Here is a 13,041-nt window from a genome sequence, read left to right on the forward strand (position 1 = left end):
GAGGCGCATTTTGTAACGATTTTTTGCTTTTAGATACAGTTTATCGCTTGTTTTCTGTCACATCGATTGTCACACTCCCCCCTAAGAAATACTTATCACCCCGCCGAGGAGCCATCAATGGCAGTAACATCTCCTTCAAACCGTAAAAGTGGCGTTAACTACTTTTTGGAAGGCTTTGCGCTTATTAAGCAACCCGGATTACGTGCATTCGTGTTTATCCCCTTAATGATAAATCTACTGCTATTTGCTGCGGTCATGTATTTTGCAGTGGGAAAATTAGGCGATTTATTTACCTGGATGAACGGTGAAATACCGGACTATCTTTCATGGTTAAATTTCTTCCTGTGGCCGTTAGCCGTATTAACCATGCTAGTGGTGATGTCGTTTATTTTCAGCTCGGTGATGAACTGGCTAGCGGCACCTTTCAATGGTTTGCTAGCTGAAAAAGTTGAACAGCATTTAACCGGTAAAAATCTTAATACCGGTGGCGCGGTAGATTTAATTAAAGACTTGCCGCGGATAATGGGCCGCGAATGGATTAAGCTGAAATACTATTTACCCCGGGCACTGATTTTTTTAATCTTATTCTGGGTACCTGTTATAGGCCAAACCGCTGCGCCTATTTTGTGGTTTTTATTTACCGCATGGATGATGGCAATACAATATTGTGATTACCCATTTGATAACCATAAAGTGCCCTTTGATGATATGAAATTTGCTTTACGAAATACTAAGGGAACCAGTTTTAGCTTCGGGGCATCTGTAACACTATTTTCAATGATCCCCATTGTGAACTTTATTGTTATGCCAGTGGCTATCTGCGGGGCAACATCAATGTGGGTTGATCGTTACCGTGATGCCTATAAAAACCCGTCAGTTGCAGCAGATTAACCATACTTGCTTACAAACAGTAAACCCTTTATGCAGCGATTTCATTAAACAGTTGCAGGCTAAACAGTAGCGAACTTAAATCGCCCCCAGCTAAAGCGCTAAGATTGACTCTTGGCGCTTTTTTGTAATGATATCTACATTCACATCGTACAATTTCACCAGCACAAATTTTGTAACATTTTGACAATCTTTTTATCGCATTAAAGGTCGGAATTATTGCGTTTGTTTGCGACAATGCATAAAACAACTAACAATATTCAAGATAACCAGTGAATAACTACTCAAAAACTCTATTAATACTCAGTGGCCTAATCAGCTTTAGCACCTTTGCTGGCAGTAGCGATCAATTTCATGCCACGCTGCCTACATTAAGCGATGACATTATTATTGATGGTGATTTCGATGAGCTTCAATGGCAGCAGGCTGAAGCAGTTGAATTGAAGTTTGAAACATCACCAGCTGAAAACGTTGCTGCACCAGTGGTTACAACCGCAAGAATATTTGCTTCGCAAACCAGTTTATATGTGGCATTCACCGCTCATGATCCTAATCCACAAGCCATTCGTGCCAATTTGCGTGACCGAGACAAGTCTTGGGGTGATGACATGGTGGGTATTAAACTAGATACATTCAATAATGCCCGGTTGGCCTATCAATTTTTTATCAACGCCTACGGTGTTCAAAGTGATTCAATTGAAAACGAGCTAACAGGACAAGAAAGTGATGCTTGGGATGGTATTTGGTACAGCAAAGGTAAAATCACTGAGACAGGCTATCAAGTAGAAGTTCAACTTCCGCTCAGATTATTCAATTTTGATGATTCAAATGCCGTTCAAAACTGGGGCGTGGAATTTATCCGCTTTTACCCTCGACATGAAAATCAGCGTTTTTCAACGCATAAAATAGACCGTAATGTGTCATGTAAATTATGTCAGCTGGGGATTTTACAAGGGTTAGAAGGTGCTAAACAGGGTAAAGACATTCAAATAACGCCGTCACTTGTTGCCAACCAAAATAACCAGCGCAACTTAACCCCTAGTACGCCCTGGGAAGCGGAGTCAGACGTTGAAGCAGGACTGGATTTACGTTGGGGCATAACGCCAACAACACTATTAAATGCAACAATTAACCCCGACTTCTCCCAGGTGGAATCAGATGCCGGTCAATTGGATGTTAACAATACATTTGCGCTGTTTTTCCCCGAAAAACGTGCATTCTTTTTAGATAACAAAGACTACTTTGACAGCCAAATGGAATTGCTTCATACCCGTAATATCAGTTCTCCTGACTACGGGGTAAAACTGACCAGTAAAACCGATGATCATACTATTGGGGTATTAGCTGCAAATGATATCCAGACTCAATTTTTAGTGCCTGGCAATTTAAGCTCAGATATCGCCACCCTTGATCAAGAAAGTTATAACGTAGCAGCGCGATATCGTTACGACCCCAGCAAACAATTATCTATTGGCGGGGTCATGACACTCAAGCAGTCTGATAATTATCACAACTATGTTTATAGTACTGATATGAAATATCAGCCGACAGAACAAGACACCTTTACCGCCCAGTATGCATTTTCACAAACAGAATATCCTGATAAGTTTTTTAATCAATTCTGTAAAGGGGATGACTGTACTATTGCTCCAATAGAATGCGATTTAAGTAACTGTGACTATAACGAACGAGTCCTGCGAACGAATAAACAGGACCAATTTAGCGACAATATGTTCAAACTAACCTACCAGCATAATCGTCGCGAATGGTACGCCTCAACACAGTATGAATCTGTGGGTGATGACTTTAGAGCCGATTTAGGCTTTATTGAAAAAGTCGATGCGGCCAAGTTTGTTGCCGGTGGTGGCTATCGCTGGTACCCATCTGAGAACTTTTTTAATAAGATACAATTAGGTGGCGATTGGGATATTACACATACCCAAAAAGGGGAGCTGCTCGAACAAGAAGCTGAAATGTTTGTTGAACTTGAAGGTGGCTATCAAAGCTATATTGCTTCAGGCATCACCCAACGTGAACGTGTAGGCAGACGCCATAATCCATCCAATATCGACATTGACAACAACACCCAAATGTTTGATGAAACTATCGGCTGGTTTTATACCAACTTTGTACCGCTGCAATCAATCAAGCTAGAGTTGGACATCAATTACGGTGATAGCATCGACTTTGCCAACGATCGCTTAGGCACATTAACCATGTTCAACCCCGAAATTGAATGGAAAATGACCGACTCGATTGTGTTAGATTTATCCCACAGATATCAAACGCTTGATGTTGATGGCGGTAGACTGTTTACCGCAAACCTAACCGACATCCGAGTAAACTGGCAAATTACTCTTAATAGCTTTATCCGCCTGTCTAGTGTGTATACAAATATAGAAAGAGACCCAAGCCTGTATATTTATCAACAACCTAATACCAAATATAAAGACCTAGGTAACGAGTTGCTCTATGGTTATAAACTCAACCCACAAAGTGTGTTCTATATCGGTTACTCAGATGCATTTAAAGCCGATGACGAGATTGATTCGTTAACCCAAAATGACAGAACCTACTTTATGAAGGTAAGCTACGCTTGGTTATTGTAACGCGGTAAACAGGCATTGAGCGTGTATTTTTTATGATAAGCAGCTGCTAGGACAAGACACAAAACCAATAAAAGCCGTGAGTATTCACTGACGGCTTTTATTGGTTATTTGTCCCGTCCTGAGATAAGTTGACACATTGGAGACTTATCTATGAAACCTTCAGTATCAATCAATATAAAACGTACTCAACGAGATTACACATTAGGCTTTAAATTAGCGGTTGTTAGTCAAGTAGAAAAAGGCGAGCTAACGTATAAGCAAGCTCAAGACCACTATGGCATTCAAGGGAGAAGTACCGTCCTAACATGGTTACGAAAACATGGTAGATTAGATTGGTCCCAGCCGATTGAGCATTCACCTATGTCCAAATCTACAGAAACACCCGCCCAGAAAATCAAACGATTAGAGAAACAAGTCTCCAATCTCGAAATGAAAAATATGATTTATGGCGATATGGTCGACTTACTTAAAAATGAGTACGGAATTGATTTAGAAAAAAAGTACTTAGCCGAACGCTCTGGCTTGCCAAAGAAAAAGGCACTGTAAAGCTAGCGACAGCGAGTCGGCAGTTTAACCTATCAAGACAAGCTGTTTATCAATGGAAGCAGCGCTTAGCAGCAAGAGCTGAGATATTAAAACCGGTGATGACGATGGTTATGTATTGGCGTCAGTTCATGCCCAGAGTGGGTACGCGTAAGCTTTATCAACTCATCAAGCCACAGTTACTTGAACAAGGCATAAAGCTAGGTAGAGACGGTCTATTTCGGTATTTGAAACAACACAATATGTTAGTAAAGCCTAGGAAGAATTACACCAAGACAACCCATAGCCATCATTGGTTGAGAAAACACCCAAACTTACTCAAAGACAGAGTGGTGAAGGGAGTTGAAGAGGTGTTTGTCAGTGACATAACCTACGTAAAATCAGACGAAGGAACTCACTATTTATCATTAGTCACAGATGCATATTCAAGAAAAATAATGGGTTATGAATTAAGTGATGAAATGAAAGCCAGTGATGTCGTTAAAGCATTGGAGATGACGATAAAGAATCGTCAGACAACCAATGATGTCATTCATCATTCAGATAGAGGGATACAGTACTGCTCAGCAGAATATCAACATAAATTGGCTGCGAATGCGATAAGGCCATCGATGACAGATGGGTATGATTGTTATCAGAATGCGTTAGCTGAGCGAGTGAATGGTATTTTGAAGCAAGAGTTTTTACTTTACCGCTGTCGAACGATGAAGGAGCTGGCAATACTCATCAAAGAATCGATTAGGACTTATAACGAGTTAAGACCGCACCTTAGTTTAGGAATGAAAACCCCAAACGAAGTGCATGAAAAAGCCAGTCGGGAGTTCCAACTGGCTTAATAAAAACCGTCAACCTATTTTAGGACTAGACAATTAATGTAATACAGAGTGGTGAAACAATCAGATATTTAAGTGCTTTTGATACAGCTTCACCGTATTGAACATTTAATCTTTAACACTTCTCGAGCACGATACTGCCAATAGAATAGCCAGCCCCAAATGAACATAGTAGACCGAGATCGCCGGTTTTAAAATCGCTATTAAACTTGTTAAAAGCAATAACCGAACCAGCAGAAGCGGTATTAGCAAACTCATCAAGTACTATTGGTGCCGTTGTTTCGTCAACGTCATCACCTAATAATTTTTTAACTACAAACATATTCATGTTGATATTAGCTTGATGTAACCATAAACGTTTAAATTCTTCAGGTTTGATTTGCTCATCTGCAAATTGCTTATCTAAATGCTGATAAATCATTGGCAAAAGCTCTTTAAATACTTTACGTCCTTGTTGATGAAATAACTTATCGGCAGTGCTCGCATTGTCAGGATCACAACGATTCACAAAACCAAAATTGCTGCGAATATTGTTAGAGTAATCTGTCATACAACTTGTCGATAAAATATTGAAAGCATGTTCTGTTTGAGCTAAATCTTGCCTTTCGACCACAACCGCAGTTGCCACATCACCAAAAATAAAATGACTGTCTCGGTCTTTGAAATTACTTTGCGGCGAAGTCAGTTCAGGGTTTATGACTAATACGCGATTTGCAGTACCGCCTTTAATCGCATTAACCGCATTTACTATGGCAAAGGTCGCTGACGAGCAGGCAACTAGCATGTCATAGGCAAAACCTTTAGTGCCAATAGCTTGTTGAATTTCAATTGCAATTGCAGGATACGCCCGCTGAGTATATGCACAGGCTACAATCACTAAATCGATATCCTCAGCATTCACTTTTGCCTGGGCCAGCGCTTGCTTTGCAGCTGCAATACCCATGCTGGCCTGCAGCGACAGCTCATCAGACGCTTGATCAGCAATCAATGGCATCATTATCTCAGGGTTTAAGATCCCCTCTTTCACCATTACGTATCGATTTTTTATCCCTGATGCTTTCTCGATAAATTCACTAGATGAATATGCCAAGGGCTCAAGTTCATTACTTTCTATTTGCTGAGAGTGTTGTTGATTATGCAAATCGACATAGCTGTTGTAGCTAGCAACTAACTCATCATTAGAAACCGCATAAGGAGGAACAAAAAGACCACTACCTGAAATAACTACTTTTATCATGATGATTACCATTATTAATTTAATTGAGCTAAATGCCTATTATTTGGAATAACAAAAACCATTAAAATCCCAAATGAGGCTATACAGTCACCACAAAAATTGTATCTGTGAAAAAGAATTCATATATTTAGCCGCTTGGCGCCATTTTAGTCCTAACTAGAAAAATAGTCTCACTAATATGTCCAAAATAACTCGATGGTCAGACCATACAGGGGCTAGAGGATATCTCTTTGTATACAAAACGACCGCCAAAACCATACATTTAGCATAACAATGAACCCTTTTATAACCAAAAGGAATAAAGAATAACAAATATTCACTTCTAAATTCTCCAGTGAAGTTTATGATTAGACAATGCAAAAATAGGAGTAAACATTCATGAGCAAAATTTTCGAAGATAATTCATATACTTTAGGTAATACTCCACTCGTTCGCTTAAATCGCGTCAGTAACGGTAACGTATTAGCCAAAATTGAAGCCCGTAACCCAAGCTTTAGTGTTAAGTGTCGTATTGGCGCTAACATGATTTGGGATGCGGAAAAGAAAGGCACCCTAACTAAAGATGTAGAGCTAGTAGAACCAACATCAGGTAATACAGGTATTGCACTTGCTTATGTTGCCGCAGCTCGTGGTTATAAGTTAACCCTAACTATGCCAAACACAATGAGCCTAGAGCGCCGTAAACTGTTAAAAGCACTCGGTGCTAAAGTGGTATTAACAGAAGGCGCTAAAGGCATGAAAGGCGCAATTGATAAAGCAGAAGAAATTCGTTTATCAGATCCGTCTAAATATTTAGTTTTAGGTCAATTCAGCAACCCTGCTAATCCTGAAATTCATGAGAAAACCACAGGTCCTGAAATTTGGAATGATACTGATGGCCAGGTAGATGTGTTTGTTGCCGGTGTAGGTACTGGTGGCACGATTACAGGTACTAGCCGTTTCTTAAAAGCACAGGGTAAAGAAGTTATTTCTGTTGCTGTAGAGCCAGTAGATTCACCCGTTATCGCTCAAGCTAAAGCGGGTCAACCTATCCAACCTGGACCACATAAAATACAAGGTATCGGTGCGGGTTTCATCCCTGGAAACCTAGACCTTTCATTAGTTGACCGCGTTGAAGCTGTTAGCAATGAAGATGCTATTGAAATGTCATTACGCTTGATGAAAGAAGAAGGCATTTTAGTCGGTATATCTTCTGGTGCAGCGGTTGTAGCGGCTAATCGTATTGCTGCACTGCCAGAATTTGCAGACAAAACAATCGTAGTTATTTTACCATCAGCCGCTGAGCGTTATTTATCATCAGTGTTATTTGCTGGTGAGTTTGGCGAAAGCGAAAACGTACAGTAATTTGTTATTTTCAGACCACTTTAATCAGTGGCTTGTTATTTAATCCAAAAGCCTAGCTCATGCTAGGCTTTTTCTTGTTTCAAATGTTTTAAAAATCAAAAACTAGAACTGGATCAAAATCTTACTTAAATTGCCTTGTTATTATACCAGTCATTTAATTGGCTGCTTTAAATAACAGTACCGATGTCTAATTGGTATTCTGAAAAACATCAGCCTTCTAAAGCTGCTCACCGTATTAACAAGTCATTAAACCACATATATTAATCTATCAATGATATTGATCTTTTTATTTTACAAAGACTATTAGGGGCTTATTCTTTAATGAAATACTCACTAAAACAAATAATGGTGTTTGACGCAGTAGCTAGTTTAGAGAGTGTTAGCGCCGCAGCCCGAAAACTGTCGATGACTCAATCAGCGGTTAGTATGTCACTTGGACAATTAGAAAACCTATTGGACCGCCCCTTATTTATCCGCCAAGGTAATCGCCTCATCCTGAGCCATTGGGGAAATTGGTTACGCCCCAAAGCAAGAAAGCTGCTTCAAGACGCCCAACAAATAGAGTTAGGGCTCCACGAACAGCATCTTATCAGCGGAATATTCCGGTTATGTTCAAGCCAAACAGCAGCTGAACACCTACTTCCAGAACTTATCAGTAAAATTGATACTGACTTCCCAGAGCTTAGAATTGCTCTCACTGTGGAAAATACTGAACATGTAGTAGAAGGCTTACTTAATTATCAATATGACTTTGGCATTATTGAAGGCCGCTATGATGACAGTCGACTCCACCAAGAGCAGTGGTTAAATGACCATTTAGTCGTGGTTGCCTCGCCCCATCATCCTTATGCGCGTTATGAAACCACCAGCGTTTCTCAGCTAGAGCAGGCTAAGTGGGTACTTCGTGAGCAAGGAGCTGGCACACGACGGATTTTTGAAGGGGCTATTCATGGGGTAATTGAAACACTCAACGTATGGAAAGAGTATGAACATGTTTCCTTACTAAAGGCGCTGGTTAAAAATGGACCCTATTTAAGTAGTTTGCCATTCTTAGATGTCGAAAAAGAGGTCTCTAATGGTGATCTTGTTATTCTATCGACACCACAACTTAATATGCATCGTCACCTGTCATTTGTGTGGCGCTGTGATGCGGGAGAGAACCCATTGAGGGACTGTGTGATTACCCAAGCTCGAAAAATGAGTAAACATCGTCAGAACCATAAACTTTATAAATAATGTGAGTTTGTACAAATAATAAATGAGACCTTAGCCCCATTTATTATATTAACCATCGCGCACCTCATAGGGCCACCCAAAGCCCAGGTTAACAATGTAAAGTTCACAATATAAGATTAACAAGAATAAACAGTCGAGATTTTCGCAGCGATGGCCTCTCTTGAAATGATACCAATTAACTTACCTTGAGCCACTACGGGGAAGCTGCTTGGTTTACTGGCATAGGCATGGCGTAAACGCTCCTCATAGCAGGCAAAAGTACTACCAGTAAATATCCCCATATCATTAACAGGAAATAGTTTATTTCTATCCACGACCATTAATTCAATTAAATCTGTAATGGTGTCATTTGGTGCGACTGTTAGCACTTTTTTTTGCATTAAGTCCGCCACTTTATATGATATATCGCGCATATATTCTTGCGACCATAAACTGCGTAATAGATCCTGCTGCGACACAAAGCCTAGAAGCCGCCGCTGACTGTCAATAACGGCGGCACCGCGCTCACCTTTGTCAGACAAACGCTTAAGCCCTTCATATACTGATAATTCTGCCGTTAAGGTAAATGGGGCAGTATTCATGACTTGACTAACAAGTAGTTGTTTAATCAATTTTGGCATAGATATTTCTCCAGAAGACGTTGCGGATAAAATTTGCGGTTCAGTTAATGTTGATAACTTAGAGTTGTGTAGATTTAATGAGTGAGATAATGACAAAACACAATTAGCTAACGCTGGTGTTGCGGTATGGTGCGCTTTTTTATGGGGAGCAGCCCTTTCGATAAGCCAATAACCTAGACCAACTATGACTCCTCCCCCGACAATATTACCCAGCGTCACTGGAATTAAATTATTGACAATAAAATGACTCAAGGTTAAATCACTAAACTGGGCAGCTGTTAAGCCGGCAACAGCAAAATACTCAGCTGAAGCAAAGTGAGTAATCGCAATACCCAGAGGCACCATAAACAAATTAGCAATACTGTGTTCAAAGCCGCTACTAACAAACATCGCCACGGGTAGAATCAATAATAATGCCTTGGTTAGTGCATCTTTCGTCACAAAGGTCATCCAAACTCCTAAGCACACGAGTAGGTTGCACAATACGCCCAGAGCAAAAGCTTGCCCCCAACTATGGTGTAATTTATGCTGAGCAATATTTAGTGCATTAACTCCCCAGTCCCCACCGTCTAGCTCATACATTTTTGCAATCATAATTAAAGCAACCATCAGTAGTGCTCCTATTAAGTTGCCAAAATAAACCCTTGCCCAACACACCATTAGCTCCTTAGTGCTAACTAACTTTTGGGCCCAGGCAAGACTAACTAATACCGAGCTGGTAAATAATTCACCACCGCAAATAACGACTAGAATTAGTCCTAAACTGAAAACCAAGCCACCAACTAATCGAGTTTCACCCCATGAGCCAGTTGTTCCAGTGGTGACAGTGATATAAAACACAAAGGCTACTGCGATAAAGATTCCTGCAAAAGTCGATAAGCCTAAAGACTGCCATGCTGATTTGCTGACTTTCTCCACTCCATAGTCTTCTGCTTGCTGATACATATTTGCTTCAATATAACTCGACGTAGTTTGCGCATTATTGGTATTTATATACTCAATAGGCTGATTATGATTTGGGGCCTGCCCCATCAATGCAGCTGAGCTAGACCAAAAGGAGTTCATAAATTGACTCCTTGTTGCCTTAAAAATAATTGAGCTGGATTATTAGACATTTGCCCTCCAATGCTTAGACGGTGTAACTAACTTTGATGACACTTACCGTATCTCGATTGAGAGCAAAATAAAATCTGATAATAATGAATGTATGTATCAATAATATTGATGCTCACATTATCAACAACCACAGCCAATATAAGTGTTAACCATTGTTTTATAATGGTTATTATATTAAACCGGCCTATCCATACATTAATGGCATCATTAATTGACTAAGCTCAAGATATTCTGTCATTCACTAAATTGCTTGTAAGGTAAGTCGTTCGAATTCACTAAATTGCTTGTAAGGTAAGTCGTTCGAATTCACTGTGATTTAACTGCAACATGCACGCCTGATTTAACATTCACTGCTCCAGTTCACGACAAACTGTTAGCTGTGTCTCAAATCAATAAATCAGTAGCGTCAAGTTTATTGATACATAATGCTTGCGCAACTTTGCTATGTTAAAATTCAATAGGTAAATTGGTCTTACCAATAAAATTCAATTTAAGGCTTACTACCCGCTCATCATGACGGTTATAAATTTACGATGATGGGCAAGATTTTCACATTTAAATGACGACATTTCAGCCAAGTGATTGGGTCGATTCTATGTATTTTGTTGAAGTGATCATTAATAGGTAAACACTTTACCCTTTCAGAGAAAAAAATTATGTCAGAAACAGTCAAAAGCAATGATATGGAAGCCTCTGAGTTAACTTATAAAGAGCTTCACCGTCCCGCGTCAGAGTTTAATAGCCGTGAAGAGTATTTAGATCATGAATTAAAGATTATGAAACCTAAGCGCTGGGGGCTCAATTTACCCGGTAGAGATTTTCGTTTTGAATGGGAGGATTTAGTACCTGCTATCGCAGGCACTATTGGTATAACAGTAATGTATTCAGCCGTCATGGCGGCTTGGGCATCTGGCTTAACAGAACGTTGGGACCATATTAACTTAGGCGCAGAATTCGCCATTCAAGTTGTTCGAGTAGAAATGCTCATTCCTGCGTTACTCTTTTGTATTATCAGTTCTGGATTTATTAACCCTCGTGCTAATTTGGCTGGTAATCATGGGCCGATGATCCCTTTAATTGGGACAATTGCCTTAGCTGGAGCTCACCCACTTGCTTTAGCTATTTTACTGGGGATATTTGGTCTGCTGCTGAGTTACTTTAAAGGCGGTTCTAAATTAGTTAACCTCACCTCAAGCGGCGTCGCGGGTGGCTTGCTGGTATTTCTGGGGTTTATGGGCGCAAAAAGCCAAATCAGCTCTTTATTTGACTGGGCTGGCGAATTACAAACAAAGCATCAACTCGATTACAGTTTAGGTTATGTTGCTTTCTTTATTCTATTAGCCAATGTTATTTTATATGCTTACCTAGCAAAAGTGGGTAAACGTTGGCTAGCCATTCCGTTATGTTCCATCTCTGCCATTGCACTTGCATTTGGTCTAGGAGCAGGATTAGATTTACAGTTTGTGACAGAACCTGGCATTCCAAATCTTAATCCTGTTTATTGGTGGGGGTCAACCGAACATGGCTGGCACTTAGGCTTACCCAATACGGCACACTTTATCGCTTCATTACCTTTTGCCATTTTAGCCGTTGCAATGTGGTCACCTGATTTCCTTGGCCATCGTATTTTCCAAGAACTGAATTATCCAAAAGGTTCTGAAAAAGTGCTAATGGATGTGGATGACACCATGACGACTTGTTCACTTCGTCAAATCGTCGGCACTGCTGTCGGTGGCGGTAATATTACCTCCTCTTGGGGTACTTATATGATCCCTGCTGCCATTGCTAAACGCCCTATCCCTGCTGGCGCAATTCTATTAGGTATTCTATGCATTATTGTGGCGATAATCGGTTATCCAATGGATGTCACCGTTTGGCGCCCCGTCATGTCCATTGCTTTATTGGTGGGGGTATTTTTACCTCTATTAGAGGCTGGTATGCAAATGGTTAAAGACACACAAAACAGTCAGGCCGCAGGCATCTGTATTTTTGCGGCTTTTGTTGCCAACCCTGTACTAGCGTGGGCTTTAACCATGTTTCTGGATAATAATGGGCTTATTGGTGATAAAGAAAGAGCTAAGAGTTTATCGGTTACTGATCGTCTAATTATACCTGGACTTGCTTTTATCATCTGCTTAGCAGCTATGTTAGCGGTAGGCATGATTCAAGGTATTCCCGCTTTGTTATAAGCTATCTGTTCACTAAGCGGCTTAGTGGGGCAATCTACCAAAAGAGAGCTGATGCTCTCTTTTCTATTTCTCCAACCGTTGGCTAACCTTAATATACTCGAACATTGTTAATCATAGGCGGCATAACTTCATTACAATATCTATAATTAATACGAGTTAAAATTGGCAAACTAAGTAATTTTAAGACCTGCTGCAGAAAGTCAAACAAGCAAAAAATGATAGCTAGTTAACAGTTTTAAATATAGGTCAACTGATTTTAATGCGGTTGCTATATAGGTATGATAATATCATTAGGTAAATTGGTCTTACCAATATTGAAGTAGATTTTTATAAATGATTTATTTGACGTCCTCAAAGTTATAATCGGCACGTTCATTTGACGTCAATTAATCCATGTGGCTATTGTGGTTGTTTGTGAATTGACCA

At 40.1% G+C, this 13,041-nt stretch carries 8 protein-coding genes; 6 read left to right on the forward strand and 2 right to left on the reverse strand.

Features of this window, described 5'->3' with window-relative positions; translation table 11 throughout:
* Window positions 1–117 precede the first annotated feature (117 nt).
* The 3 genes from cysZ (at window position 118) to ACRWQN_RS13210 (ending at window position 4,876) form a co-directional block, all read left to right on the forward strand.
* Complete coding sequence (gene cysZ / locus ACRWQN_RS13200) at window positions 118–891, forward strand: sulfate transporter CysZ (RefSeq protein WP_434926493.1); 774 nt, start codon at window positions 118–120, stop codon at window positions 889–891.
* A 269-nt stretch (window positions 892–1,160) separates the two neighbouring features.
* The gene (locus ACRWQN_RS13205) at window positions 1,161–3,497 is read left to right on the forward strand and encodes a DUF5916 domain-containing protein (RefSeq protein WP_434938220.1); all 2,337 of its coding nucleotides are present in this window, start codon (window positions 1,161–1,163) and stop codon (window positions 3,495–3,497) included.
* Between the two features lie 150 nt (window positions 3,498–3,647).
* Window positions 3,648–4,876 (forward strand): IS3-like element ISShfr4 family transposase gene (locus ACRWQN_RS13210; protein WP_434938222.1). Its coding sequence is split into 2 segments (ribosomal slippage): window positions 3,648–3,999 and window positions 3,999–4,876, totalling 1,230 coding nucleotides; the frame shifts between segments, so codons are not numbered across the junction.
* A gap of 112 nt (window positions 4,877–4,988) precedes the next feature.
* Here the strand turns inward: ACRWQN_RS13210 and ACRWQN_RS13215 are convergent.
* Window positions 4,989–6,110: a beta-ketoacyl-ACP synthase III gene (locus ACRWQN_RS13215; RefSeq protein WP_434938224.1), complete on the reverse strand. Its 1,122-nt coding sequence runs from the start codon at window positions 6,108–6,110 to the stop codon at window positions 4,989–4,991.
* Between the two features lie 378 nt (window positions 6,111–6,488).
* On the opposite strand from ACRWQN_RS13215, the gene cysK reads away from it, so the two are divergent.
* Both cysK and ACRWQN_RS13225 read left to right on the forward strand, forming a co-directional pair.
* On the forward strand, window positions 6,489–7,454 hold the full coding sequence (gene cysK / locus ACRWQN_RS13220; protein ID WP_434926496.1) for a cysteine synthase A: 966 nt from the start codon (window positions 6,489–6,491) through the stop codon (window positions 7,452–7,454).
* Window positions 7,455–7,775: 321 nt separating this feature from the next.
* A complete protein-coding gene (locus tag ACRWQN_RS13225) occupies window positions 7,776–8,690 on the forward strand; it encodes a LysR substrate-binding domain-containing protein (RefSeq protein WP_434938225.1) in 915 nt (304 codons plus the stop codon).
* Window positions 8,691–8,806: 116 nt separating this feature from the next.
* Here the strand turns inward: ACRWQN_RS13225 and focA are convergent, their stop codons facing one another.
* Window positions 8,807–10,375: a formate transporter FocA gene (gene focA, locus ACRWQN_RS13230; RefSeq protein WP_434938227.1), complete on the reverse strand. Its 1,569-nt coding sequence runs from the start codon at window positions 10,373–10,375 to the stop codon at window positions 8,807–8,809.
* A 707-nt stretch (window positions 10,376–11,082) separates the two neighbouring features.
* Here focA and ACRWQN_RS13235 point away from each other — a divergent pair.
* Complete coding sequence (locus ACRWQN_RS13235) at window positions 11,083–12,615, forward strand: DUF3360 family protein (RefSeq protein WP_434938229.1); 1,533 nt, start codon at window positions 11,083–11,085, stop codon at window positions 12,613–12,615.
* The last annotated feature ends 426 nt before the right edge of the window (window positions 12,616–13,041 follow it).

The organism is Shewanella sp. HL-SH8 (assembly GCF_051165765.1).
Taxonomy (GTDB): domain Bacteria; phylum Pseudomonadota; class Gammaproteobacteria; order Enterobacterales; family Shewanellaceae; genus Shewanella; species Shewanella glacialimarina.

Excerpts from the sequence above, each read along its gene's own strand:
- cysZ (WP_434926493.1), top strand. The coding sequence starts at position 118 with ATGGCAGTAACATCTCCTTCAAACCGTAAAAGTGGCGTTAACTACTTT.
- ACRWQN_RS13215 (WP_434938224.1), bottom strand. The coding sequence starts at position 6,110 with ATGATAAAAGTAGTTATTTCAGGTAGTGGTCTTTTTGTTCCTCCTTAT.
- cysK (WP_434926496.1), top strand. The coding sequence starts at position 6,489 with ATGAGCAAAATTTTCGAAGATAATTCATATACTTTAGGTAATACTCCA.
- ACRWQN_RS13225 (WP_434938225.1), top strand. The coding sequence starts at position 7,776 with ATGAAATACTCACTAAAACAAATAATGGTGTTTGACGCAGTAGCTAGT.
- focA (WP_434938227.1), bottom strand. The coding sequence starts at position 10,375 with ATGAACTCCTTTTGGTCTAGCTCAGCTGCATTGATGGGGCAGGCCCCA.
- ACRWQN_RS13235 (WP_434938229.1), top strand. The coding sequence starts at position 11,083 with ATGTCAGAAACAGTCAAAAGCAATGATATGGAAGCCTCTGAGTTAACT.